The sequence below is a fragment of the Nocardia shimofusensis NBRC 100134 genome (assembly GCF_001613125.1).
Classification (GTDB): domain Bacteria; phylum Actinomycetota; class Actinomycetes; order Mycobacteriales; family Mycobacteriaceae; genus Nocardia; species Nocardia shimofusensis.
In genome coordinates, this window is the sequence record NZ_BDBT01000010.1 from 109721 (window position 1) to 136195 (window position 26475).

The 26475-nt window shown below is 69.1% G+C and carries 17 protein-coding genes; 11 read left to right on the forward strand and 6 right to left on the reverse strand.

Going from position 1 to position 26475, the window contains the following annotated elements; genetic code table 11:
• Window positions 1-110: 110 nt before the first annotated feature.
• Entirely contained in the window at window positions 111-1040 is a 930-nt protein-coding gene (locus tag NS3_RS13550) for a methyltransferase (protein WP_218018229.1), read from the forward strand.
• A gap of 222 nt (window positions 1041-1262) precedes the next feature.
• Here the strand turns inward: NS3_RS13550 and NS3_RS13555 are convergent, their stop codons facing one another.
• Together NS3_RS13555 and NS3_RS13560 are read right to left on the reverse strand one after the other, a co-directional pair.
• A complete protein-coding gene (locus tag NS3_RS13555; protein WP_157101318.1) occupies window positions 1263-1784 on the reverse strand; it encodes a hypothetical protein in 522 nt (173 codons plus the stop codon).
• Window positions 1777-2271: a plasmid pRiA4b ORF-3 family protein gene (locus NS3_RS13560; RefSeq protein ID WP_307609903.1), complete on the reverse strand. Its 495-nt coding sequence runs from the start codon at window positions 2269-2271 to the stop codon at window positions 1777-1779. The genes NS3_RS13555 and NS3_RS13560 overlap by 8 nt, the downstream gene beginning before the upstream one ends.
• Before the next feature lie 89 nt (window positions 2272-2360).
• Between NS3_RS13560 and NS3_RS13565 the strand changes: the two genes are divergently transcribed.
• The 4 genes from NS3_RS13565 (at window position 2361) to NS3_RS13580 (ending at window position 15285) form a co-directional block, all read left to right on the forward strand.
• Entirely contained in the window at window positions 2361-3551 is a 1191-nt protein-coding gene (locus tag NS3_RS13565) for a Fic family protein (RefSeq protein WP_067859181.1), read from the forward strand.
• Window positions 3552-3743: 192 nt separating this feature from the next.
• Window positions 3744-10088 (forward strand): DEAD/DEAH box helicase, encoded by a 6345-nt coding sequence (locus NS3_RS13570; RefSeq protein ID WP_067859184.1) that lies wholly within the window; start codon window positions 3744-3746, stop codon window positions 10086-10088.
• A complete protein-coding gene (locus tag NS3_RS13575; RefSeq protein WP_067859187.1) occupies window positions 10088-12292 on the forward strand; it encodes a 3'-5' exonuclease in 2205 nt (734 codons plus the stop codon). The genes NS3_RS13570 and NS3_RS13575 overlap by 1 nt, the downstream gene beginning before the upstream one ends.
• Before the next feature lie 152 nt (window positions 12293-12444).
• The gene (locus tag NS3_RS13580; RefSeq protein ID WP_067859190.1) at window positions 12445-15285 is read left to right on the forward strand and encodes an AfsR/SARP family transcriptional regulator; all 2841 of its coding nucleotides are present in this window, start codon (window positions 12445-12447) and stop codon (window positions 15283-15285) included.
• A gap of 51 nt (window positions 15286-15336) precedes the next feature.
• On the opposite strand, the gene NS3_RS13585 is transcribed toward NS3_RS13580, so the two are convergent.
• Window positions 15337-16545 (reverse strand): acyl-CoA dehydrogenase family protein, encoded by a 1209-nt coding sequence (locus tag NS3_RS13585; protein ID WP_245649600.1) that lies wholly within the window; start codon window positions 16543-16545, stop codon window positions 15337-15339.
• A gap of 104 nt (window positions 16546-16649) precedes the next feature.
• Here NS3_RS13585 and NS3_RS13590 point away from each other — a divergent pair, with 104 nt between their 5' ends.
• Window positions 16650-17429 carry a PIG-L deacetylase family protein gene (locus NS3_RS13590; protein WP_157101320.1) on the forward strand — a complete coding sequence of 260 codons (780 nt, stop codon included), beginning with the start codon at window positions 16650-16652 and terminating at the stop codon, window positions 17427-17429.
• Here NS3_RS13590 and NS3_RS13595 read toward each other — a convergent pair.
• The gene (locus NS3_RS13595; RefSeq protein WP_067859193.1) at window positions 17389-18147 is read right to left on the reverse strand and encodes an MHYT domain-containing protein; all 759 of its coding nucleotides are present in this window, start codon (window positions 18145-18147) and stop codon (window positions 17389-17391) included. The two genes, NS3_RS13590 and NS3_RS13595, sit on opposite strands and share 41 nt — an antisense overlap.
• A gap of 255 nt (window positions 18148-18402) precedes the next feature.
• Window positions 18403-20022 (reverse strand): nuclease-related domain-containing protein, encoded by a 1620-nt coding sequence (locus tag NS3_RS13600; RefSeq protein ID WP_067859196.1) that lies wholly within the window; start codon window positions 20020-20022, stop codon window positions 18403-18405.
• Window positions 20023-20231: 209 nt separating this feature from the next.
• Here NS3_RS13600 and NS3_RS13605 point away from each other — a divergent pair, with 209 nt between their 5' ends.
• The 4 genes from NS3_RS13605 to NS3_RS13620 all read left to right on the forward strand — a co-directional run bounded on the left by NS3_RS13605 (window position 20232) and on the right by NS3_RS13620 (window position 24188).
• Window positions 20232-20486: a hypothetical protein gene (locus NS3_RS13605; RefSeq protein ID WP_067859199.1), complete on the forward strand. Its 255-nt coding sequence runs from the start codon at window positions 20232-20234 to the stop codon at window positions 20484-20486.
• A gap of 184 nt (window positions 20487-20670) precedes the next feature.
• Complete coding sequence (locus NS3_RS13610) at window positions 20671-21120, forward strand: hypothetical protein (RefSeq protein WP_067859202.1); 450 nt, start codon at window positions 20671-20673, stop codon at window positions 21118-21120.
• A 121-nt stretch (window positions 21121-21241) separates the two neighbouring features.
• Complete coding sequence (locus NS3_RS13615; RefSeq protein ID WP_067859205.1) at window positions 21242-23422, forward strand: elongation factor G-like protein EF-G2; 2181 nt, start codon at window positions 21242-21244, stop codon at window positions 23420-23422.
• A gap of 19 nt (window positions 23423-23441) precedes the next feature.
• A complete protein-coding gene (locus tag NS3_RS13620; protein ID WP_067859209.1) occupies window positions 23442-24188 on the forward strand; it encodes a DUF4191 domain-containing protein in 747 nt (248 codons plus the stop codon).
• 91 nt (window positions 24189-24279) lie between these two features.
• On the opposite strand, the gene NS3_RS13625 is transcribed toward NS3_RS13620, so the two are convergent.
• The gene (locus tag NS3_RS13625) at window positions 24280-24729 is read right to left on the reverse strand and encodes an RDD family protein (RefSeq protein ID WP_067859212.1); all 450 of its coding nucleotides are present in this window, start codon (window positions 24727-24729) and stop codon (window positions 24280-24282) included.
• Window positions 24730-25026: 297 nt separating this feature from the next.
• Here NS3_RS13625 and glnA point away from each other — a divergent pair, with 297 nt between their 5' ends.
• The gene (gene glnA / locus NS3_RS13630; protein WP_067859215.1) at window positions 25027-26463 is read left to right on the forward strand and encodes a type I glutamate--ammonia ligase; all 1437 of its coding nucleotides are present in this window, start codon (window positions 25027-25029) and stop codon (window positions 26461-26463) included.
• Window positions 26464-26475: the final 12 nt, after the last annotated feature.

The window sequence follows — 26475 nt, forward strand, 5'->3', positions numbered from 1 at the left end:
GCCCCTGTGAGCCCATGCGATAGTGCGTCCTTGTGGGGGACGATGACATCGGCGCGGAAAAGCTTCGTCGCATGGCCGGTCTCGCGACGCCGATGGCGCTGCGTGTCGCCGTGACGCTGGGCCTGCCGGACCGGCTCCTCGGCCACGGCGCGACGCCGGACCGGCTCGCGGCCGAGCTCGAAGTCTCATCGGTCGCGCTCGAGGTGCTGCTGGAGCACCTGACCACGCTCGAAGTCGTGGAGCGATCGTCCACCGGCTACCGCACCACCGCGTTCGGCGCGCATCTGTGCGCCGACGCCGACGGCGGCTTCACCAACATCCTCCTGAGTCTGGATTCCGCCGCCGGTCGCGCCGAGCTGGCTTTCGTCGAACTCGCGCACAGCATCCGCACCGGTCGCGCGGGCTACCCGCGCCGGTACGGCAAGGACTTCTGGACCGACCTCGCCGACCACCCGCGTCTCCGCGCGTCCTTCGACCAACAGATGATCCTGCGGTTCCAGGAGCAGATCCCACGGATCGTCGCCGGTTTCGACTGGTCCCGTTTCACCACCATCGTCGACGTCGGCGGCGGGCGAGGCGCGCTGCTGGCCGCGATCCTGACGGCCCACCCGCTGATGCGCGGCCATCTCGTCGACCTCGCAGCCACCGCGACCGACGCCCGCCACACCTTCGTCGCTCACCATCTCGACGACCGAACCGAAGTGACCGAAGGCAGCTTCTTCGACGCGCTGCCGGCCGGGGCGGACGCCTACCTGCTGTCCGACATCCTTCACGACTGGGACGACGAACACGCTCACCGCATCCTCGCCCGCTGCGCCGAAGCGGCGCATCCCGCGAGCCGCGTCCTGGTCCTGGAGCCGGTGGGTGACCGGCGCGCGATCACCGACATGGATCTGTCGATGCTCGTGATCTACGGCGGCCGCGAGCGGCGGATCGATGAGTTCCGTGCGCTTGCAGCCGACCACGGTTTGATACTCGACGCCGTGACCGATGTGACCGATCAACGCTGCCTCCTGGAGTTCCGGCTCAACGACAGGTGATGAGGCCGCTCCTCCCGTCGAGGTGGTCCGGTTCGAGCTGCCACGGAACAGATTGCGCGAATCCGGCAGGGCAGGCCGCATAGTCGGCAGCGCACCGGTCGGCGTCGATCCCACTGTCCTGGATGGCAACCCCGGCTTGGACGCAGGGCGCCGAGGCGACACCACAGCCTGACCGAAGAGGCAGGCCCAACTCGGTGGCGCCCCCACGACCAGATCATCTGTTCAACTGCGCGGGGCCTGTCGAACTCGTAGAGCTGCGCGGGCGAGCAGCACCGCACCCGGCTCCACCCGCCTGCCCCGCCCACGCACCCGACGCAATCCGCCGAGCAACTCGAGGACCTCGGTGACGTGCCCGGTCACCCATCCGATGTCAGCAGCGCTGATCGGACGGTGTTCGCTGTCACGCCAGCCCAACGCGGCAAGCGTTTCGGCGACGAAATCGTAGGCGCGGTCCGTGGTGCTTGCGGCCAGCGCCAGCAGGTACAGCAGCCCGGCTTCTCGGTCGGGGCTGCGGGTCGCGCCGCCGGACAGCCGGGCGGCGACGTGCCACCACAGCGCGACGGGATTGTCGCGTAGCGATCTGCCTTTCGCGGTCGTCAGGAGCTTGCCTTTCTGTTTGCGCAGCAATCCCATTCGCTGCGCCGTCTCACGCAGATGGCGTACCGGCGGGGTCAGATCTTCCCGGTTTCCCTTGCCGATCCAGTCGGTGGCCATGTCGAGCTCGCGGAACAGCCGTTCAACCACCGTCGGCGGCAAGTAGCCGGCGGCGGTGAGGGTGACCCCGTCGCCGATCGCGTCCAGCAGGTGCGCAAACGGGATTGTCCACATCGAGGGCGGCACTGATCAATTCGAAGGTGTCGACGCCGCCACAGTCTTCGGCGGGCGCGGGCCGGTCGCCGCCGAAGCAGGACGCGCGCGGCCGGTCCGGAGCGGCGGAGACGACCTCGGTCAGGCGCAAGGTGAGCGTCCATTCGTCACCGAAGTCGTAGCAGTCGAAGAGCACGTCGCCGGGCTCGGCCAGCGTTTCGTCCAAGCGGACCTGGTTCTGCGGGATGCCGGGGTCGCCCTCCTCCACCTGGAACGGGCAAAGGTAGTTCTCGTTGGCCGGGTCGTGCGGCGCGGAACCGATGAAGAACACGTTGAGGTGGGCATCATCCCAGCCGAAGGCTGTCTGCAGCATCTCGTGCACCTCGTCGAGATATATGTTGCATGAGGGATCTGCGCACAACAAAGTACAGCAAATCTCTGCTTACTATATCTTTGCGTGCATAACATATAGAAGAATCAAGTCTGCTCTACTTTGCGACGTCAGGAGCTCATATGAAGTGGCCACCCCATCGCGTCGAGCCCCGACCGTGGGTTGCCCGCAAACGACAAGGTACGCGGGCCGATCGCACGCTCGACAGCATCGAGGTGTCGATCCCTCCGCACATCGCCGAGCTCGACTTCGAGTCCACCGGGTCCGTTGCCCGAGCGCAGGAGGAAGCCGTCATCGCGGTCGCCCGATTGGAGGCCGGTTTCGGTGCGTATCTCGCGCCCCTGGCGGACTTCCTGCTGCGCAGTGAATCGGTGGCGTCGTCGAAGATCGAGCACATCGACGCGGGCTGGCGGGCATTCGGCAGGGCCTTGGCCGGCGCCAAAGCCAGCGATGAGGCACGGTCACAGCTGGCGGCAGTGCGCACATTGGCGACGATGGTCGACACGGCATCCGGCGGCCCGATCACCCTGGACACGCTCCTGGCGGCACATCGCACTCTCATGGCTCCGGACTACTACACCGCTCGTGACTCCGGGCGGCTGCGCGATGTCCAGAACTGGATCGGCGGCAGCGACTTCACACCGGTCGACGCGCTCTGTGTGCCACCACCACCGGAGCTCGTGCCCGAACTGATGGACGACCTCATGGTCTTCGTCAATCGGACGGATCTGCCGATCATCGCCCAAGCCGCGATCGCCCACGCCCAGTTCGAATCCATCCATCCCTTCACCGACGGCAACGGGCGGATCGGCCGGGCGTTGATCAGTGCGATACTGCGACGCCGCAAGCTCACCCACCGGGTGACCGTCCCCTTGGCCTCGGTCATGCTCGCCGACACGCACCGATACTTCGGTTACCTCAACGGCTACCGCGCAGGCCGCGCCGACGATCTCGTCGAATACACAGCACGCGCAGCCGTCCATTCGAGCGGCGCCGCAGAGGAGTCGGCCCGATCCCTGAGCGAGCTCCCGCGCCGGTGGAAGGACGTGGCCCGGCCGAGGGCGAATTCCGCCGACGAAGCACTGATCGCATCGCTTCTGGATACCCCGATACTCAATGCCGACCTCGCCCAGAGCATCACCGGCACGACCGAAGCGAGTACCTACCGTGCGCTCGATCGACTCACCGGGGCCGGGATTCTCGACGTGCTTTCCGAGAGCAAGCGCAACCGCGTATGGGCAGCCGTCGACGTCCTCGCGGAGCTGGACGCACTCAGTACGGCAATCGGGAAACGCACGTTGAGCGATCTGTAGCGCCCGCGCCGGGAAGTCCGAGGCGCAGAAGCCCGGGACCTACCCGTGACACATAGACCGCTCGACGAGCCGGACGCACCGGCTGTCGGTCCAGCGGACGATTCACCCCCGTGGTAGCCGTGCGATAGCGTCCAAGGCGTCGACTGCACGCACTACCGGGTGATCGGACCACCAGCCGAGGAGCACGAACATATGGGGGCACTCCTGCCTACCCTGCAGGCCGACCACCTGCGGGAAGGCCTGACCGACTACCTCGCCACCACCTTCGCGCTCACCGACCCGGACACCCAGGCCGCCCTGATCGACTTCGTCGGCCACCCCCGTGAGGGCATGTTCAAAGGTCCTTATGTCCGGCTCCGCCTCCCCTTCGCCCCGGCCCGCGGCAACTGGGGTATGCACCTGGACTGGTTGCCGAACGGCTTCGTCCCTTACGGCCATCAAGCCAAGGCGTTCGAGCGGCTGTCGACCAAGTTCCAGGACCGGCCGCAGCCGACCCTGGTCACCACCGGCACCGGCTCGGGCAAGACCGAGTCCTTCCTGATCCCGATCCTCGATCACGTGCTGCGCGCCAAGAGGCAGGGTGTGGCGGGCATGAAGGCGCTGATCATCTACCCGATGAACGCCCTGGCCAACGACCAGGAGCAGCGGCTGGCGCGAATGATCACCGAGCACCCGGAACTGTCGGGCGTGACCGCCGGTCTCTACACCGGTGAGCAGTCCTCGGGCGGGCGGACGATGGTGTCGGAGGACGGGTTGATCACCGATCGGCGGCTGATGCACGATTCGCCGCCGGACATCCTGCTCACCAACTACAAGATGCTCGATCATCTGCTGTTGCGGCCGGATAGGGCGGCGATGTGGCGGCAGTCGGCGGAGTCGTTGCAGTACGTGGTGCTCGACGAGTTCCACACCTACGACGGCGCGCAGGGCACGGACGTGGCGATGTTGCTGCGGCGGCTCGGGCTGGCGGTGAAGTCCTACTGGACCGGCGACTCCGCGGTGAGCGAGCGGGATCGGGTTCGGCCGTTGGGGCGGATCACGCCGGTGGCGACGTCGGCGACGCTGGGCGGCGGGGGTGAGCCGACGGCCATGCTGGATTTCGCTCGCACGGTGTTCGGGGAGGAGTTCGCGGCCGAATCGCTGGTCGGGGAGACGAGGCTCGGGCTGGACGAGTGGCTGGGGGATCGTGGGGCCGAGCTGGATCGGCTGTATGTGGCGGTCATGCCCGCGGTGGAGGGCGCTGTCACGTTTCTCGACGGTCTGAAGAAGTCCTCGGCGAGCAACGCCCATCTCGCGGCGGCGGTGCTGGCGACCTTGTTCGAACGGTTCGGCGATCATGCTCCGACGGTCGAGGAGCTGACGTCGGAGCTGCGCAGGCTCGATGAGGTCGAGCAGCTGGATCTGCTCAAACACCACAATCTGTTCGTGCAACTGGTGCAGCGCTGCGCCGAGGCGGTGTCGCTGGCGGAACTGGCCTCGGCGGTGCTGCCCGCGCCGACGGGTGAGCGGGACAATCCGCGGGCGCAGGCGACGCGGCAGCGGTATCTGGATTTCGTGTTCGCGGCCCTGTCGCACCTGCGGGCCGAGATCGGGCGGGCGGCGCTGAATGTCGATGTGCACCTGTGGGTTCGGGAGCTGTCGCGGATCGACCGGGCGTTGGACACATCGACGCGGTTCCGGTGGGCCGACGACGGGGCGGACGAGAGCGTCGAAGTCGAGTATCAGCCCGCGCTCTACTGCAGGCATTGCGGGCGGTCGGGGTGGGGTGTGCGGATGGCGCCGACCGGCAGTGTGCTCGATCCGGATCAGGATTCGGTGCGCACTCTGCATGTCACGGGCGACAACCGCATTCGCGCGCTGATCTCGGCGCCGTTGGAAGCCCAGCTCGACAGCGCGGTCGACGGATTGCGCTGGCTGCGGCTGGAAGACCGGGAACTCGGCGACGAGACGCCCGCGCCGGACAGTCCCGAGATCGTCGAAGGCCGGGCCCTGCCGGTGCTGGTCCTGCACGGCCCCAATGCCGAGGACGACTCGCAGAAGGACGTGTGCCCGGCCTGCAATACCGCCGACGGGATCCGCTTCCTCGGCAGCGCGGTCGCCACGCAGCTGTCGGTGGCGCTGTCGAACATGTTCGGTGACGCCGACCTCGACGCCGACGAGAAGAAGGCGCTGATGTTCACCGACAGCGTGCAGGACGCCGCCCATCGGGCCGGTTTCGTGCAGGCGCGCTCGCACACCCTCAGCCTGCGCTCCACGTTGCGCAATGCCCTGGGCGCGAAGACTTCCGGCACGTCCATGCTGACGTTGACCGAGCTGTGCGAGGCGGTGCTCGACCGGGCGGGCGAGGATCCGGCCCGCCGCTACCACCTGCTCGCGCCGGACATCGTCGAACGGCAGGAGTTCACCGCCTACTGGCAGTCCGATAAGCCTGCCGCGGAACGGCGCAAGGCGCAGCGCAAGGTCGCCAAGCGCGTGCAGTTCGACATCGACCTCGAGTTCGGGTTGCAGTCGCGGCTGGGCCGCACGCTGGAACTCACCGGCAGCGTCGTCGCCGAAGTGGATCTCGGGTCGCCGGAGCGGGTCGCGAGCCTGGGCAGGCAGGCTCTCGACGGGGCCGAGCACCAGATGACCTTCTCCGCACCCGACGTCGCGGCGGTCACGCAGTGGGTGCGCGGGACGGTGGAGCGGATGCGCACGCAGGGCGCGATCCGGCACGTGTGGCTGGATCGGTTCGTGCAGCGCGACGCCAACCGGCGCTGGGTGTGGGGTGGCAGGCCGCGTGGCGAAGGGATGCCCGCGTTTCCGAAAGGCCGTCCGGCTCCGGCGTTTCCGGCGCTCGGGGCGCGCACGGTCCCGGAGGGGTTCGACCCGATCACCGCGCCGTCGTCGTGGTATGCGCGGTGGGCGTCGCGTTGTCTCGGGGTGTCGGCGTTCGAGGGCGGGTTCCTGGCCCGGTCGCTGTTCGAGATCCTGGCCGCCGAGCGCATCCTCACCACCGTCGGCACCGAGAAGTCGCTGACCGCCTACCAGTTGAGCGAGGACGGCGTGCTCGTCGGCGCGCCCGCCAAGGCGGATCTGGAGGCGGGCAGGCATCTGCTGGTGTGCGGGGTGTGCCAGACGCAGAACCCCGGCAGCGCCACCGTCGTGGACCAGCTCGACGGCGCGCCGTGCCTGTTGACCCGCTGCCCCGGCACGCTGCACCGGGCGCACAAGGCCGACAACTTCTATCGCCGCCTCTACGACCGCTCGGAGATGAAGCGGGTGGTGGCGCGCGAACACACCTCGCTGCTGCCGACCGCGACACGGCTCGAGTACGAGACGAAATTCAAGGGCAGCGGCGTGGATCCGACCGCGCCGAACGTCCTGGTCGCCACGCCGACGCTGGAGATGGGCATCGACATCGGCGATCTGTCGACGGTGATGCTCGGCTCCATGCCCCGCACGGTGGCCTCCTACCTGCAGCGCGTCGGCCGCGCGGGCAGGTTCACCGGCAATTCGCTGGTGCTGGCGTTCGTGCGCGGGCGCGGCGAGCACCTGCCGAAGCTCTACGATCCGCTTTCGGTGATCTCCGGGGAGGTGCGCCCGCCGGCGACCTTCCTGACCGCCGAGGAGATCCTGCAGCGCCAGTATGTCGCCCACATCATCGATCGGCTGGCACGTCAGCCCGGTGCGCAGGACCCGGTCGATGCCCGCGCCGTGCTCGGCGGCTTCGACGAGAACACGTGGATGGCGCGGCTCATCCAGACCGCGGAGGCGAAGGCGGGTGAACTGGTCGACGGCTTCCTCGACCAGTTCGGCGAACTGCTCGACACCACCACTCGCGACGGCCTGCGTGCCTGGGCGAGCCCGGGTGCGGACGAACCGAGTGCACTGACCCGTCAGCTGCGCGAAGCGGTGCACCGGTGGAACCGCGACGTCACCGAACTCACCGACCGGCGCACCGCCGTCGACGCCGCCCTGCCGGAGTTCGAGCAGCGCGCCAACTCCCCCGCCGCAACCGACGACGACCGCCGCAACCTGCGTTCCGCGCGCGGCACGCTGCGTCTGCTCGGCAAACACATCAGCGATCTCACCAACGAGCACTGGGTGGGCGTGCTGGAACGCTACGGCGTGCTGCCGAACTACACGCTGCTCGACGACTCGGTGACGCTGGACGTCGGCATCACCTGGATCGACCCGGAGACAAACGAGTACCACGGGGACACCGAGACCTATCAGCGCGGCGCCCGCGTCGCGCTCACCGAACTGGCGCCCGGATCCACCTTCTACGCGCAGGGATTGGCCGTGCGGATCGACGCGGTGGACCTCGGTGCGGGCGAGGCCGCCATCCAGACCTGGCGGATGTGCCCGAGGTGCGGGTGGGCCGACATCAGCGCGGGCGGGGAGGCGCCGCGGCATCGGGGTAATTGCCCGCGCTGCGAGGAACCGGCCATCGCCGATGTCAGTCAGCAGGTGCAGGTGGTGGAGATGGCGAAGGTGTCGGCGGAGGTGCGGCGCGACGAAGCGGCCATCACGGACTCCCGCGACGAACGGCAGCGGGAGATCTATTCGGTGGTCACCGCCGCCGACCTCGATCGCGGCAACGTGACCCGCCGCTGGTTCGCCACCGGCCACGACTTCGGCGCGGAATACCTGCGCCAGGTCGACATCCGCTGGCTGAACATGGGCAAGCGCACCTCTCAGGGCAGTAGGCGCACCGTCGCGGGCACCGAAATCACCACCGGCCTGTTCCGGGTGTGCTCGGGCTGCGGCCGGCTCGACAAAGTGGCCGGGCGCAACGAGACCTATGAGCACCGGACCTGGTGCAGATACCGCAAGGCCACCGACGAACGGCACGTCCGCGATATCGCGCTGGCCCGTTCACTGCGGACCCAGGCCGTGCTGCTGCACGTCCCGCCGGAACTGCGCTACGACACCTACGCCTATCCGAGCCTGGGCGCGGCCGTGTTGCTCGGGCTGCGGCAGGTGATCGGCGGTGCGCCGGAGCATCTCGACGTCGTCGCCGTTCCGGACGCACTGCACACGCCGGACCAGCAGGCGTTGCTCATCCACGACACCGTGCCCGGCGGCACCGGCTATCTCGCCGAGTTCGCCGACCCGAACAAGGTGTGGTCGGTGCTGGTGGCGGCGCGGGAAGTGCTGCACCACTGCTCGTGCGAGGCGGAATCGCGGCTGGCCTGCCACAACTGCCTGCTGCCGTTCACGCCTCCGCACGAGTTGGACAAGGTGTCGCGCAAGACGGCGGCGAAGATTCTCGACGCGATTCTCGACGCCGAGGATGCCGAGCCGTCCTGGACGCGGTGGGCACAGTCCATCGTGGAGGAAGCGCCGGACAATGGCGCAGTCAGCAAGGAGTCGCCGCTCGAGCGGCGCTTCTACCAGGCGTTCCTCGATCGGCTGCGCACGCTCGGCGCGACGATCAAGGAGACACCGGGCACCTACGCCAACAAGGCCACGATCACCGTGCCGGGCACCGAGATCCGTCGCTGGACGCTGACGCCGCAGATGCAGATGGGCAACTGCGTGCCGGACTTCGAGCTGAAGACGTCCGACCCGGAGATTCCGGTCATCGCGATCTTTGCCGACGGGCGCAGGTATCACGCCGTGCCGGACAACAACCGGGTCGCCGATGACGCGCGCAAACGGGCCATCCTGCGTGCCGGCGGTGTCATGGTGTGGTCGTTCACCCATGAGGATCTGCGGCGGTTCGAAGCGAGGAACTTCCAACCGCCGTCCTGGCATACGGAGAAGATGCGTCAGTTCGTCCTGAAGCACGGCGACCTGCGCAGGCCGGTCCTCGACCAGCTGGTCTTCGATCCGATCAGTCAACTGTTCGCGTTCGTGCAGGATCCGAGCTTCGAGGATTGGGCGAAGGTCGGGCACTGGCTGCCGCTGATGTTCTTCGGCGGCAAGCCCGTCAAAGCCGACAATCCCGCGCTCGCCGAATGGGCGCTGTCGCTGCTCGACGGCCGAGATCCCGCTCTCCCGCCCGGCAACCACGCGTGCGCCTCCTACACCGACGGGCCGTTGGCCCTCACCCTGGCATTCCAGCCCGAGACCAGGACCGTGTCCGCGGCCCTCGTGCTCGACGACCGCGACGACGCCCTCGAGGTGCGCGACGGCGCCGCCTGGCGTGAGTGGTTGCGTCTGTCGAACTGGTTGGGTCTGAACGACACCCATCTGGTGACGACCCGCAGTCTGCTGGCCGGGGAACCCGCCGCGCCCGAGCCCCGTGCCGAGACTGTCACCACTACCGACCTCGCCGCGCCGTGGCAGACCCTCTACGACGAGAGCATCTCCGATGCCGAACGCGTCCTCGTTCTGGCGCTGGCCGGGGCCGGAACCCCGCTGCCCGCCCAGGGCTTCGAGACCGATGACGGGGAGGTCGTCGACATCGCCTGGCCCGGCGCCCGCGTCGGGGTGCTCTTCGACGACGGCGCGGAGGCGGCCCATACGCTGACCGACCAAGGGTGGACCGTCTGCCCGCCGGACCCGACCTCGATCATGGCGGCGCTGACCGCGAACGGAGTGATGTAGTGGCGAACATCGTCATGACCAATCAGAACAAATCGCTCGCCGCCGTCGACGGCTCGATCATCCCCCGCGTCTACAGCTTCCTGGCGAAGCTGCAGGCCGACGACACCGCCTCCGGCCTGCACATCGAGCCGATGAAGAGCGCGGTCGACCGTCGCGTCCGCACGGGGCGCGTCGATCTCAATCATCGCGCCGTGTTGTTCCGGGTCGACCCCAACGAGGGCGGCACCACCTACGTCTACCTGGGCACCTGGAAGCACGACGTCGCCAACTCCATCGCCGAACGCGCCATCCTGCGGGTCAATCCGGTCAACGGCATCCTCGAGGGCATCGTCGCCGAATCGGTCACCGGGACCACGCCGGAGCCGGTCGCACCGGAGCCCGTACCGGAGCAGACCACGCGGGGCTTCCTGGCCGAGGCCGGATTCACGCTCGCCGAACTGACCGGCCGGCTCGGTATGGACGCCACCATCGCCAAGCGCGCCTTGGCGGCCGCCGACGACTTCGAGCTCAACGACATCGCCGCGGGCGTGACCGGGTGGCAGGCCGACGCCCTGCTCGAATTGGGTTGCGGCACCGGCATCGACGAGATCCGGGCGAAGTACCGGTTCACGGAGACCCTCGTCGACGCCGACGTCGACGAGGACGACCGGATCATCGAAGCGCTGGAACGCCCCGCCTCCAAGATCCAGTTCACCTACATCGACGGCAGCGAGGAGCTGCGCCGCGTCATCGAGGGCGGCGACTTCGCGGCGTGGCGCGTCTTCCTGCACCCCGAGCAGCGCGAATACGCCGAGAAGGACTACAGCGGACCGTTCCGGCTCTCCGGCGGCGCGGGCACCGGAAAGACCGTCGTGGCGATCCACCGTGCCCGCAATCTGCTCGCCCGCGATCCCGCGGCCCGCATCATCCTGACCACCTTCAACAAGACGCTGGCCAGGAACCTCGAAACCGATCTGCGCGCCCTCGATCCCGGTATCCGGATCGCCGACAAACCCGGCAGGCCCGGCATCTACGTCGCGGGCATCGACAAGCTGGCCAGTGACATCGTGCGCCAGGCCGACGACATCGGTCCCGCCACCGAAGCTGTGCTCGGCACCCGCACCGAGGTGCCGTCGGCGCGCACCAAGGAGCAGGTCTGGCGGGAACTCGTCGACACCATCGACAGCGGCCTGGAACCGCGCCTGGCCACCCCCTGGTTCCTCGAGACCGAATACACCTCGGTCGTGCTCGCCAACAAGGTGACCACCGTCGAGCAGTACGCGCGGGTGGCCAGGGCCGGTCGCGGTGTGCGGCTGTCCCGCCCGCAGCGGCTCGCGATCTGGAAACTGGTCGAGGCCTATCGCAGGCGTAGCCGCATGGACGAAACCCTCAGCTTCCCCGAGGTTCTCGCCGTCGCCGCCGAACACCTCCAGCAGCGCGCCGCCGTGAACGCGGCACGCCTGGCCGACCACGTCATCGTCGACGAAGCCCAGGATCTGCACGCCACCCACTGGCTCATGCTGCGCGCGCTGGTCGCCGAGGGCCCCAACGATCTGTTCATCGCCGAGGACTCCCACCAGCGCATCTACGGCCAGCCGGTCGTCCTCGGCCGTCTCGGTATCAAGATCGTCGGCCGCTCCCGCAGGCTGACACTCAACTACCGCACCACCGCACAGAACCTCGACTTCGCCGTCGGCGTGCTCAGCGGCGCGGAGTACCACGATCTGGAAGAGGGGCGGGAATTCGCCCTCGACTACCGCTCCGCTCGCACCGGCCCCAAGCCCGTCCTGCGCCAATGCGCCTCCGCCGCGGAAGAACTGGAAATCGTCGCCGGCTACATCAACGACTGGCTCGCCGACCCCGCGGTCGAACCCTCCACCATCGCCGTGCTCACCCGAGGCATCGGGGAGCGCAGCCAGTTCGTCCGCGCGCTGGCCGAACGCGGCATCAGCGCCCGCGCGCTCGACGACAACCAGGCCCTCCCGGGCCACGTGCAGGTGCTGACCATGCATCGGTCCAAAGGCATGGAGTTCTCGCGGGTCGTCCTCGCCGGGGTCGACGAGAACCGCGTGCCTGCCAAGGCGAGCCTGAACGGGGTGCCCGAGGAGGAGGTCGAAGAGGCGCGGTTGCGGGAGCGGTCGCTGCTGTATGTGGCGGCCAGTCGCGCGCGGGATCAGGTCGTGGTGACCTGGAGCGGACGTCGCTCGGAGCTGCTCGGAGCCTAGCTCGACCGGCCGAGAACCCTGCGTGTTCTGCGCGGGCAGCTCCGCATCGAGGGCTCCGAGGCCATCGAGGCCGAACGAGACCTACGAACCGCCACGGCGCACGGGGATACACTTGGCCGGTCATTCGCAGCACACCCCGGATTGGCGAAGCGGTGGAGCAACCTGATCGGTTCCGGATCGACGTTCTCGGTCCGCTTCGGGTCCGGACGCCGGAGGGCGCCGAGGCCACGCCCGGTGGTGCGCTCCCCCGGCGGCTGCTCGCGCTGTTGACGCTGCGCCGCGGGAAGACGGTCACGGCTGACGCGGTGGTCGAGCTGTTGTGGCCGGCCGGCGGGCCGAACGATCCCGTCGCCGCCTTGCACAACCATGTGGCGCGGTTGCGGCGATCGCTGCCGGGGTTGATCGTCCGCGCGCCGGAGGGTTATCGCCTCGATCCGGCGCAGGTCGAGGTCGATGCCGATGTGCTCGCCGCCGCGCTGGCGGAGCCGGTGATGTCCGGCGCGAGTCGCGTCACCGAGATCCTCGATCGCTGGCGGGGACCGGCCTACCCCGAACTCGAGGACTACGACGAGGCGCGAGCCGAGGCCGTCTACTTCGACGAACTACGCGCTCGTGCGCGGGAATTCGTCGCCGAGCGCAGGCTGGCAGAGCAGGACACCGACGGCCTGGCCGCACAGGTGCGCGCGCTGGTCGACGAGTATCCGTTGCGTGAGCGCCCCCGCGCGCTGCTCATGGACGCCCTGGTGGCGACCGGCCGCCATGCCGACGCCCTGCGCGTCTACGACGAGTTCCGTCGCCTGCTGGCCGACGAGCTGGCGGTGGACCCGTCGCCGGAGCTGGTCGCCCGGCACCGGCGGATTCTGGACTCCGGCGAGCCGGGTGAGTGGGCGCCGCAGAGTCTGCTGCCGATGCCGCCGACCTCGCTGGTGGGGCGGGAACAGTTGCTGACCGAGTTGGCGGCACTGGCGGCGGAGTGCCGATTGCTGACGCTGGTCGGGCCGGGCGGGGTGGGCAAGACCCGGCTGTTGCTCGAGCTGGGACATCGGCTCGCGAAGGCGGGACCGGTGGTCCTGTGCGAGCTGGGCCGGGTGGAAGCGGCGGGGGCGGGTGAGGCGATCGCGGCGGCGTTGCGGATCGACAGCAGGCCGGGCGTACCGATCGTCGATCGGATCGCCGGAGTCGTGCGCGACGGTTCGCTGGTGTTGTTGCTCGACAACTGTGAGCATGTTCTGGAACCGGTGGCCGCACTGGTGGCACAAATGACGGGCCGGTGCCCAGGGGTGCGGATCGTGACGACGAGCCGGGAACGGCTGCGGGCGCCGGGGGAGTTCGTGCGGCATATTCCGCCGCTGGCCTTCGACAGTTCGGAGGCGGCGGGCGTGCGGCTGTTCGTGGAGCGGGCGCGGGCGGTGTCGGCCGAGCCGGTCACCGATCCCGCGGCGCGGGCGCGGATCGCGGCGATCGTGGCGCGGCTGGACGGACTGCCGCTGGCCATCGAATTGGCCGCGGCGCGGATGTTCTCGCACGATCTCGACGAGATCGCGGCGGGGCTTGACCAGCGCTTCGACTTCTTGTCGAGCGGATATCGCACCTCCGAGCGGCACGGGTCGTTGTCGGCGGCGGTGGCGTGGTCGTTCACGCTGCTGGACGAACCGCGCAGGCGGGCGTTCTCGGCGCTGTCGGTCTTCGGTGGGCCGTTCGAGACCGAGGGCGCCGCGGCGGTGTGCGGGGTGTCGCGTCCGGCGGCGGCCGATCTGCTGGGGCAGCTGATGGAGCGGTCGCTGGTGATGCGATACCCCGGTCGGCGGTACGTGTTGCTGGAGACGTTGCGTGCGTTCGGGCGCGAGCAGCTGGCCGCCGAGAACCAGTGGGAGACGGTGGCCGGGCGGCACGCCGGGTACATGCTCGCCTGGGCGGAGCAGGCGCACGAAAGGCTGGCGCTGCCGGGCAGTTCGGCGATCCGCGAGATCGACGAGGCAGTCAACGAGTTGCAGCGTGCGCTCGAGTGGTTGCTCGGCCACGACGAGGCCGATGCCGCGGGTCGGCTGGTGGCGGCGTTGTTCGACTACGGGCTGCTGCGGCTTCGCCCGGATGTGCTGGGCTGGGCGGAGCGAGTGGTCGAGGCACTGCCCGGCGAGCCGAGCCCGCTCCTGGCGACGGTCTCGGCCGCCGCGGCGTATTCCGCCTGGATGGTCGGCGATGTGCGTCTGGCCGGGGAGCGCGCGGGCAGAGCGCTGGAGGTCGCCCGGGCGGCGGCGGAGTCGGTGCCCATGCGGGTGTTCAGCGCCAATGGGGTGTACGAACTGTTCGCCGGGCGTCTCGAGACGGCGGCGCACTGGTACCAGCTGGCCGCGGAGGAGTCGGCGGAGGCGGGCGACCACATATACCGGCTGATCCCGCACGGCACCGACGTCATGGTGCGCGGCTATATCGGGGACGCCCGAACCCGTGAGCTGGCAGCGGAATTGGCGGACGACCTCGGGGAGGACACCTCACCGTATGCCGCCTACGCCTGGTACTGCGCGGGCGAGGCGGTGCTCGACACCGACCCGTCCGCCGCGCGGGAGCGGCTCGACAAAGCCGTTCGGATCGCCGAACTCACCGATGCCGCGCTGGTGACCGGGGTGGCGACCGCCTCGCGCGCGTCGCTGGAGGTGCGGGCGGGCCGGCTCCGGGAAGCCGCGGACGCCTACAAGCCGCTGATCGAGCACTGGCGTCGCGTCGGGATGTGGGCCAAGCAGTGGGTGATGCTGCGCTCGATCGCGCTGCTGTTCGAAGGGCTGGACCGGCACGAGGACGCCGCGCTGGTCGAAGGCGCGATCCGCGCGGCAGAGACCGGACAACGTGTCGCGGGCTTCGACGACGTCGCGCTCGACGAGCTCGCCATGCGGCTGCGCGATGCGCTCGGCGACGAGCGGTTCGAGGCCGCCCGCCGCCGAGGCGAGGCACTGGACAACGACCGCTTGATCGGTCACGTCCTCGACTGTCTGTGATCGACTGTCTGTAGGACCGACTGTCTGTGAGACCGACTTCCTGTGAGCGGCCTACCAGCGCGGCTGTTCGCCGAGGATGCCCAGCGCCGCCTTGCCCACCATCTCGTGGGTGAGCGCGTCGTTCGCCGGGTGGAACCCGCCGCAGCGCACGTCCCGATACAGCCGCTCGAGCTCGTTGCCACGGAACATCCCCGCGCCGCCGCTGACGTCGAGAGCGATGTCCACCACCCGTTTCGCCGCCTCGACGGCCCGCCACTTCATCGAGTACACCTTCGAGACCCATTCCGCGCCGTGGTCGACCCCGGACATCCAGTCCTGCAGGAACCGTTCCAGCACCGCCGAGGCGGCGTCGAGTTCGAGATACATCGAGGCGACCTGCTGTTGCACGAACGGGTTGTAGGCGTAGGCGCCGCGTTCGATGGCCACCGACTTCTTGCGCCGCGCCGACTCGCACGCCAATTCCAATGCCCGATCGGCGATGCCGAGGTAGACGGCGGCCATCAGCGACAGCGGCCACATCGTCATGCCGACCAGGAACGGGTGGGAGCCGTCGCCGGCGGGGGCCACGCAGCCGATGCGGTCATCGGGGACGAAGACGTCGGACAGGACGGTGTCGTGGCTCTGGGTGGGCCGCATGCCGAGGGTGTCCCAGGTGTCGACGACCCGCACGCCGGGGCTGGTCCGCTCCACGAACGCGTGCACAATGTGCGGGCCGCCGGGGGCCTCGACGTCGATGGCGTGCGCGCCGAGCCATTTCCAGGCCGGGCCGTTGGAGCCGAACTGCTTGACGCCGTCGAGCACGTAGCCGCCCTCGACCCGGCGGGCGCGGCAGGTCGACATGAGCACCGGCAGGTCGTTGCCCGCCTCCGCGTGCCCGGCGGCGATCACTTCTCCTGCCACGGCCTCGCGGTGGATCCAGGCCAGCGATCGATCCCCCGCCCGCTCCACTTCGGAGGCGACGCCGATCCAGTAGGAGTGCATGGTCATCGCCAGGGCGGTGGCCGGAGCGTAGCGGGCGAGGCGGCGCTGGCTGCGCGCCAGCTCCTCGAGGGTCAGTCCCCAGCCGCCGCGCTCGACCGGGACCGCCGCGGCGAGGTAGCCGATCGCGCGCAGTTCGGCGAGATCGTCGGCGAAGTAGGTGTTGTCGCGATCGTGGGCCGCCGCGCGGGCACGGAAGCCCTCGAGCAGTTCGACGGGGATTTCCCGGGCGCCGCCGCCGTTCGTACCGGATGTGCTGGTGGTGATCATGCTGTTCGTCATGGGATCAGCGTCGGTGGCGGCGCTGTCAGGACGCTGTCACCGGCTGCCGGAGCGCCCTCGGCGGTTGACAGTGTCCTGACAGCGACCCCCGGCACAGTGAGCTCATGAACGACAGCCAGCTCATGAACACCATCGGCGAACTCGGCACCATCTTGTCGATCTGGGCGCATCCGGACGACGAGACCTATCTGGCCGCGGGCATCATGGCCGCGGCGCGCGAGAACGGACAGCGGGTCGTCTGCGCGACGGCCACCGCAGGGGAGATGGGAGCCTCGGATCCCGTCGTCTGGACCCCGGCAAGGCTCGCGCGGGTCCGGCGATGGGAGGCGGCGGCCGCGATGGCGGTTCTCGGCGTCGACGAGCACGAGGTCTACGACCTGCCCGACGGCGAACTGCCCATGCACGATACGGCGGGCCGGGAATGGGCGCGCCGGTTGCTCGACGAGGTGCGTCCCGACACCGTCCTCACCTTCGGACCGGACGGCATGACCTTCCACCTCGACCACATCGCCGTGCACCGCTGGGTGACCAGCGCCTGGCACGAGTCCGGCGGCCGGGGCCGGCTGCTGTACGCCGCGCCGACCGTCGAGAAGTTGCGCAGATTCATGCCGCTCTACGAGGAATGGGACATGTACATGAGTCCGCAGCGCCCGGCAGGTGTGCGACCCGAGGAGTTGTCGCTGCGGGTGATGTTGCGCGAGCAGCGGCTCGACCGCAAGATCACCGCATTGCGGGCGATGGCCAGCCAGACGGCGACGGTCGTGGCGGCCCTCGACGAGCACCTGTATCGCGACATGGTCGCCGAAGAGAGCTTCGTCGCCGCCGAGTCCGTCGTGGCGGGACCTACCGCGCCACAGCAGGCACCTGCTGGTCCGGGTCGCTGATCAGCAGAATCGTGATCGGCACGGCCAGGCCGAGCAGGCCGAGGACGAACACCGGGAACAGGAACGAGAAGACCTCGACACCGTCGGGTGAGGCGAAGGTCTGGTCGACGGTCACGCTGACCGCCGCCATACCGGTGTAGTGCATGCCGACGACGGCGACGCCCATGATCAGGCCGCCGAGCAGGCGCAGCACGGGCGAGTCGAGAATGACGGTGAACAGCAGCGCGACGGTGGCCGCGACCACCGCGATCAGGATCGACAGCACGACCAGCCGCGCGTCGTAACGGATCTCGCCCTGGAAGCGGATGGCGCTCATGCCCGCGTAGTGCATGGCGTTGACGGCCAGTCCGGTGATGAGGCCGCCTGCCAGCAGGCGGGCGGGGACGATGGACGTGCCGACGACGTTCAGGCCGATGTAGACGGCGACGATCGCCAGGATCGCCGAGCCCGCAGTCCATGTCATGTCGTAGCGCAGCGGGACGCCGGGGACGGCGAAACCGAGCATGGCGATGAAGTGCATGAGCCAGATGGCCACGCCGCCGATGGCGACGGCCGACATCGCCAGCCAGCCCTGCCGCTGCCCCTCGGTGCGGGCGGTGAGGGAACGGCGAGCGGCGGCCAGTCCGACGAAGGAACCGATGACCGAGACGAGGTAGGCGAGCCACATCAACCATGCGCCCATCTCGAAGTGGTGGACGTCGTGGGCGTGGTGATGCATCGGAGGGAACTCCTGATTTTCGATCCGAGAAATAAGCAATCTGCCAGCAATTGAATTACCGGCGCGTGCACCATAACTACCCGAGATCACCAGCTCGACAGGGTAAAGCTCAGTCTATTGTGATGTGGATCACTCACTGAGGGCGTCTGACCCGCCACCAGCGAGGCAGCAAAACACAGCTACCGGCGGTCGACATTTCCGAAACAACAAGTATCGCTTTCCTTCGTGGAAGAAATGCGAATTCCGCCGCCGTGCTCAGTAATTGGTCAGCAGTCCAGATTCGCCCGGGCGCAAGGCACAGCGAGGTCCGGTATCGAGCGAACACGCCAGGGCATTCCGTTCGGCCACGGAGGTCGAGCCGAGGCCGCGGGTGTCGTCCGCGCTGCGATGCGGAGCCGAGCACGCCGAGGCCAGGATCCAGAACGTGCTCAAGAGGGCCGCTATCAGTGTCAGCGCCACGACCTGCTGACGGCGATGGGGGTTGATCTCGGCGGACCCACGCAGCTGCGCCGAGATCTGTGCGGGGCGCGCGATTTCCGGTCGCGGGCGCGAAGGTGCGCTCGAAAGAACGCGCTGGGCGGTCTCGCGCACGCGCGCGGACCCCGTGTCCACCGCGCGCCGGGCGGCCTCGCCGAGTCCTTCCCCGAGCCGCCTGCCTGTCCGCACGTCACGTCCGGCGCTGGGACGGGCGGGCGGCACGGGTGCTGCGGCCGAGGGGCCGAGGCCGGATTCGGCAGGATCGGGATCGTCGAGCCACGCGGGCCGCAGGACCTCGGTGCGGCGGAATCGGAGGCGCTGCGGTCCGATCCAGGAGGACCAATCGTCGGTGAAGGCGGAATCGCTGTCCGGTTCGGGCAGTCGCTCTTCGATCACCGTCGCGGGCCGAGGACGGGCCGAGGCAGAGCTGGAAACGGCGGTAGCGGCAACGGGAAGCGCGGACACCAGAGGCGGTGCCGGTGCCGGCGCGGGCTCGTCCCGACCGGCGATACCGACCTCCGCAGGCAGCGCCTCGGCGTCACCCACGGCGCGGCCCTCGACGACGAGGTGGGCACCGGGCGTGCCCACCGTGAAGGCGGCGGGCACCATTTCCTCTCCCGCCCGAAGGTCGCCGACCCGTACTCCGTCCGTCCCCTCCGGTTCGGCGGCGGCCTGCTTGCGTTGTTCGGTGTGCCTGCGCGCCGCCGTCACCGCGGCCGCGTACTCGGGACTCGCCAGATAGTCCAGGCGGGCGCGGGACGGAAAGCCCTCCGCGAGCAGGTCTTCGACCGACACCCGCTCCCCCGCGCCGAGGTCGGTGAGCAGTTCGTGGGCGGCCTCCGCACTCCAGACGATCGCCCGGTTCGCGGTGCGGTGGAACCACGCGCGCAGGTCGGCGGCGGACTCGGCGACCACCACGCCGCAGCGCGGACGGCCCGCGCCTGCCCGCACGGTGATGTCGGATTCGCCGGGCGGCACGATCACCACCAAGCCCTCGACGCGAGCGTCGGAATGGTGGCGGCGCGCCGCTTCGCTCAAGGCGGAGATGCTGTCCGACACCCGATCGAAAGGGCGTTCGCCCACGTCGGTTTCGGCATCGTCGGTTTCGGGGTGGTCGAGAGGATCGCCGTCGTAACCGGACAGCTTCCAGCGACCGTCCGAGCGCATCGAGAGCACACCCTCCCTCGCCTCGGGAGCGGTCCCCTTCACCTCCATCACGATGGTGGCGCGGGGAGTCAGGACGACGAGATCGGTGTGCTCGCGCTCGCCCAGGCGACAGCCGGAGATCGCCAGGCCGACGATGATGAACTGACCGGACCAGGCGCGCATCCAGTCGAGAACTCGCTGCTCGGGATACGCGCCCGCAGTATGCGCAGTCGCTTCGTCGATGACCAGCATCGCGGCCGCCCTCCATCGCCGTCCCACTATCGACGGACTCCACGGTAGGCCGTCGCGGTGGCTCCGTTTCGCCGAAAGGCACTGTAACAGCGGGGTATTGGCGGCGATGAGGCGGTCCGCGGACAGCGTGCCCCCGCCGCTCGCGGCCGCGTTGGCCGACCGGGCGAACTCGTGGCACACTTGCGCAGCTGTATCTGGATAGGAGTTGCATGCGTTTCGCTCTCTCACTCGGCGTATCCGCCCTGGCCGCCGTGACTTTCGTTCTCACCTCCCCCGCCGCTCCCTCCGCCCACGCCGAGCCGGCCGAGTGCCATCCCTCCTACACCCCGTGCCTGCCGATCACCAGCGACGTCGACTGTGCGGGCGGCAGCGGCAACGGTCCCGTCTACACCGGTCGCGTGACCGTCATCGGACCCGACGAATACGGCTTGGACCGCGACAACGACGGCGTCGGCTGCGAGTGACGGCGGGACACGCCGGATAGGCGGGCGACGCGCCAACCGCCGAAACGAACTCCCGTCGCGTCCCGACACACCCGGCGACGGTCTGTGCGGCACGGATCGCGGTCTCGACCTCTACCGTGCGATCGACAGCGACCGTGCTTTCGGCATCGACTGCTCTCGACAGTCACACAGGTGAGGAGTTCGGATGAAGCGAAACATGACGCGGGTGGCCGGGATCGTGGGGGTCGCGTGCGCGGTCCCCGTCCTCTTCGCCGGGACGGCCGAAGCCGAGCCGGGGACGAAGTACTTCTCGGTGGGCTCGGTGCAATGCGCGATCTTCGGCAACGGCACGGTGGGTTGTGACCTGCCTGCGCCCACCCCGCTGACCTACGGGCAGCTGCCGTTCAGCTTCCCGGTCAGCGAGATCGTGATCGACATGCACTGGCTGCCCGCCCATCCGACCTTCGACCCCGGCACCCCCTACACCCTGCCCGGCGGCAACCCGCCGCTGTCGGAGGTGAAGACCGGCGACGGTCAGTGGGGCCCGGCCATCGAGCACGCGGGCGCCAGTTGCGCCGTCGGCTTCCACGGCTCGTTCGGCTGCGCCGCGAAGGGTCGCGGCTGGAGCATGTGGTCGGGGCGGATCACCGCCTGACCGGTGTCCGGCGCCCGCCGGACCCGCGTGTCCAGGCCGTCCACCGCGCGGTGGCCGTGGACTTGCGGCGGCGATGGTGGGAAGCTCGATGTACCGCGATGTCGAGGCGAGGAAGCGTGACATGGCCGACGGTGTGATGACCGTTGACCGACCGGAGCGCATTCGGAACGTGGCGTTGGTCGGGCACAGCGGAGCGGGCAAGACGACGTTGGTGGAGGCGCTGGCGCTGGCCACCGGCGCGCTCAATCGCGCGGGGCGGGTGGAGGACGGCACCAGTCTGTCCGACTACGACGAGATCGAGCAGCGCAAGCACCGGTCGGTGCAGGTCTCGGTGGTGCAGGTCGGGTGGCGCGAGACCAAGATCAATCTGATCGACACCCCCGGGTACGCGGATTTCGTCGGGGAGCTGCGGGCGGGCCTGCGCGCGGCGGACGCGGCGCTGTTCGTGATCTCGGCGGCCGACGGCCCGAGCGGGGTCGGCGGCGCGACGCGGGCGGTGTGGGACGAGTGCGAGGCGGCGGGGATCCCGCGCGCGATCGTGCTCACCCATCTGGACGCCGCACGGGCCGACTTCGACGAGATGGTGCACGCCTGCGCGCTGTTCCTGGGCGACGGCGCGTCCGAATCGGTTCTGCCGCTGCATCTTCCGGTCCACGGCCCCGCGGGGGCGGACGGCCACCGGTCGGTGACCGGGCTGATCGACCTGCTGTCGGACCGGGTGATCGACTACTCCGGCGGAGATCGCGCGCCGCGGGAACCGACCGAGGAGCAGGCCGGCCGCGCGGCACAGGGCCGCGGCCGGTTGATCGAGGCCGTCATCGCGGGCAGCGAGGACGAGTCCCTCATGGAGCGCTATCTCGAAGGCGCCGACATCGATCCGGCCACCCTGACCGCCGATCTGGAGCGGGCGGTGGCACGGGCCGGGTTCCACCCGGTGCTGATCGGCGCGTCCGCCCCGGAGGGCGCGCGGACCGGGCTGGGCACCGTGGAACTGCTGGAGCTGATCGTCGGCGGCTTCCCCACCCCGGCCGAACACGTGGTCACCGCGACGCCCGGCGGCAACGGCGCCACCGCACAGACGCTGACCTGCGATCCGGAGGCCGACCTGGCGGCGGAAGTGATCCGCACGTCTTCGGACGCCTACGTCGGACGGGTCTCGCTGGTGCGGGTGTTCTCCGGCACCCTGCACGCCGACGACACCGTGCACGTGCGCGGGCACGGACTGGCCGCACCCGGCGATCCCGCCCACCCCGATCACGACGCCGACGACCGGATCGGCGCGGTGACAGCGCCGTTCGGTAAACAGCAGCGCCCACTCCCCCAGGCCATCGCCGGCGACATCGCCTACGTCACCAAACTCGCCCACGCCGAAACCGGCGACACCCTCTCGGCCACCGGCGCCCCGCTGCTCATCGAACCCTGGCCGTTGCCGGAACCGTTGCTGCCCGTCGCCGTTCGCGCGCACGGCAAGTCCGACGAGGACAAGCTCTCCACGGGCTTGGCTCGGCTCACCGCCGAGGATCCGACCCTGCGCGCCGAGCACAATCGCGACACCGGTCAACTGGTGCTGTGGTGCCTGGGCGAAGCGCATCGCGATGTCGCGCTGGAACGGCTGCGCACCCGCTTCGGCGTCCAGGTCGACATCGAGGAGTACCGGTTGGCGCTGCGCGAGACGCTCGCGCGACCCACCCGCGCGCGCGGCAGGCATGTCAAGCAGTCCGGCGGGCACGGGCAGTACGCGGTGTGCGAGATCGAGGTCAGGCCGTTGCCGACCGGGTCGGGAATCGAGTTCGTGGACGCGGTGGTGGGCGGGGCGGTGCCCCGGCAGTTCGTCGGGTCGGTGGAGAAGGGGGTCCGGGCCCAGGCCGCGCGCGGGATGGTGGCCGGATACCCACTGGTGGATGTGCGGGTGACGCTGGTCGACGGGAAGGCGCATTCGGTGGATTCCTCCGACGCCGCGTTCCAGACCGCGGCCGCGTCGGCGCTGCGGGAGGCGGCGGCCGCGGCGGGGGTGGTGTTGCTCGAGCCGATCGACGAGGTGTCGATCGTGGTTGCCGACGATTATCTGGGCACGGTGCTCGGCGATCTGTCGAGCCGACGCGGTCGCGTCCTGGGCACCGCGCCGCACGGTTCGGGCCGCACTCGCGTGGACGCCGAGGTGCCCGAGCGGGAGTTGCGCAGTTACGCGGTCGACCTGCGTTCGCTGGCCCACGGAACCGGCGAGTTCCACCGTGGCTATCTACGCCACGAGCCGATGCCCGCGCCGGTCTCGCGGACGGTACTCGACGAGGCCCCGACATGAGCCCACTATCCTGAGTGCCATGGCAGCAGGTAAGGGCGGTAAACCGTCGAAGGAAGCGAAGGCCGCGGCGAAGGCGGCACGCAAGCAGGCGTCGAAGGAGCGTCGTCAGCAGCTCTGGCAGGCGTTCCAGATGCAGCGCAAGGAAGACAAGCTCCTGCTGCCGCTGATGATCGGCGCGCTCGTCGGCATCACCGTGGTGTTCCTGGCGATCAGCCTGATCTTCGGCATCAACTGGTATTTCCTGGTGCCCATCGGCGTGCTGCTCGGCGTGCTGGTGGCGTTCATCATCTTCGGTCGCCGCGTGCAGGCCAGTGTCTACGCCAAGGCCGAGGGCCAGGCGGGCGCGGCCGCGTGGGTGCTGGACAACCTGCAGGGCAAGTGGCGGGTGAGCAACGGCGTCGCCGCCACCACCCAGCTCGACGCGGTGCATCGGGTGATCGGCCGTCCGGGTGTGATCCTCATCGGCGAGGGGTCGCCGCAGCGGCTGAAGGCGCTCATCGCGCAGGAGAAGAAGCGCACCGCCCGCCTCATCGGCGACACCCCGATCTACGACTTCGTGATCGGTAACGACGAAGGTCAGGTTCCGCTCAAGGAGCTGCAGAAACGCCTCACCAAGCTGCCGCCCAACATCGACGCCAAGCGCATGGACCTCATCGAGGGCAGGCTCTCGGCGCTGAGCAGGCGCACCGGCCCCGCGCTGCCGAAGGGCCCGATGCCCGCGGGGGCGAAGATGAAGGGCATGCAGCGCACGATCCGCCGCCGCTGACCGATCGAACGCCGACCTACCTACCGAACGGCCCGGGCACGCCCCGGGCTGTTCGCGTCAGCGGGCGGGTGCAGTCAGCGCGCGGGTGCAGTCAGCGGGCGTTGATCAGCGCGGTTCCGGTGGCCCGATCGTGCATACCGCGGCCGTCGCCGTCGGTGAACAGGGCGGGGATGACGAACACCAGCAACACCTGCCTGGCCAGCGCCCGGACGAACCCGACCGGCGCGGCCACGTCGACGCGCGCCACCCGCAGCCGCAGGAAGTACTGGCCGGGGGTGAAGCCGAACAGCGTCACCGAGGCCACGCCGATCACGAACCAGATCAACAGGGTGAGGTTCGCGTTGACGCCCTGCACGATCAGCGCCGTGATGCCGACGGCGATCATCCAGTCCACGAACAGCGCCGCGATCCGACGCACCATCCCGGCCAGCGACCCGGCGCCCGCACGAGGGAGGCCGAGCAGCTCACCCGGGTATTCGGAAGCCGACGGATCGCCGTCCGCCTCGGGTCCGGTGAGCCAGGAGCCGGTGATGCGTGCCATGACCTCAGGATAGGCGGCGGCAACGGTCGTCGCCGCACCCGGCCCGCCCGGCTCGGGCTACCCTCCGGCAATCCTGTGTGCCGACGATTTGCGCACGGGTGCCCGCTGTGCGGCCCCATACCGGGCAGTGGCAGGATGGAGAACTATCCGGTGCTGGGAGGGTGACCTCACACCCGCCCCCGCACGTGTAACACCGGCGAAACACAGCCTTGATTGCTGGGAAACACCGCGTACTTAGCGTCTGCTGTCGAACCCACGCAATCCACACTGGCTGGGACCGATCCGTAAGGAGAACAAGTGACGTTCAGCACGGCCGATGAGGTCATCCAGCACATCAAGGAAGAGGACATCGAGTACGTCGATATCCGCTTCAGCGATCTTCCTGGTGTGCAGCAGCACTTCTCGATCCCCGCCAAGGCCTTCACCGCCGACCTCGCCGAAGAGGGCCTCGCCTTCGACGGTTCCTCCGTCCGTGGGTTCCAGTCGATCGACGAGTCGGACATGCTCCTGCTGCCCGACTTCTCCACCGCGCGCGTCGACCCCTTCCGGGCCGCCAAAACGCTGAACATGAACTTCTTCGTCCACGACCCGCTGACCCGTGAGGCCTACTCCCGCGACCCGCGCAACATCGCGCGCAAGGCCGAGGAGTACCTGCGTTCGACCGGCATCGCCGACACCGCGTACTTCGGCGCCGAGGCGGAGTTCTACATCTTCGACTCGATCCGCTACGACTCGGCCATGAACGGCTCCTTCTACGAGATCGAGTCGATCTCGGGTTCCTGGAACACCGGCGCGGAGTTCAACCCGGACGGCACCCTGAACCGTGGCTACAAGGTGCGCAACAAGGGTGGTTACTTCCCCGTCGCGCCGTACGACCACTACGTCGACCTGCGTGACAAGATCTCGACCAACCTGCAGAACGCGGGCTTCGAGCTCGAGCGCGGCCACCACGAGGTCGGCACCGCCGGTCAGGCCGAGATCAACTACAAGTTCAACACCCTGCTCGGCGCGGCCGACGACCTGCAGCTGTTCAAGTACATCGTGAAGAACACCGCGTGGCAGGAAGGCAAGACCGTCACCTTCATGCCGAAGCCGCTCTTCGGCGACAACGGCTCGGGCATGCACGCCCACCAGTCGCTGTGGAAGGACGGCAAGCCGCTGTTCCACGACGAGGCCGGCTACGGCGGCCTGTCCGACATCGCCCGTCACTACATCGGCGGCATCCTGCACCACGCGCCGTCGCTGCTGGCGTTCACCAACCCGACCGTGAACTCCTACCACCGTCTGGTGCCGGGCTACGAGGCCCCCATCAACCTGGTGTACTCGCAGCGCAACCGCTCCGCCGCGGTCCGCATCCCGATCACCGGCAACAACCCGAAGGCCAAGCGCATCGAGTTCCGCGCGCCGGACTCCTCGGGCAACCCGTACCTGGCCTTCGCCGCCATGCTGATGGCCGGCCTGGACGGCATCAAGAAGAAGATCGAGCCGCACGCCCCCGTCGACAAGGACCTCTACGAGCTCCCGCCGGAGGAGGCCAAGAACATCCCGCAGGCCCCCACCAGCCTGGCCTCGGTCATCGACCGCCTCGAGCAGGATCACGACTACCTGACCGAGGGCAACGTCTTCACCCCCGACCTGATCGAGACCTGGATCGACATCAAGCGCACCCAGGAAATCGCCCCGGTCAACCTGCGTCCGCACCCGTACGAGTTCGAGCTCTACTTCGACGTGTAAGTCGACAGCGTC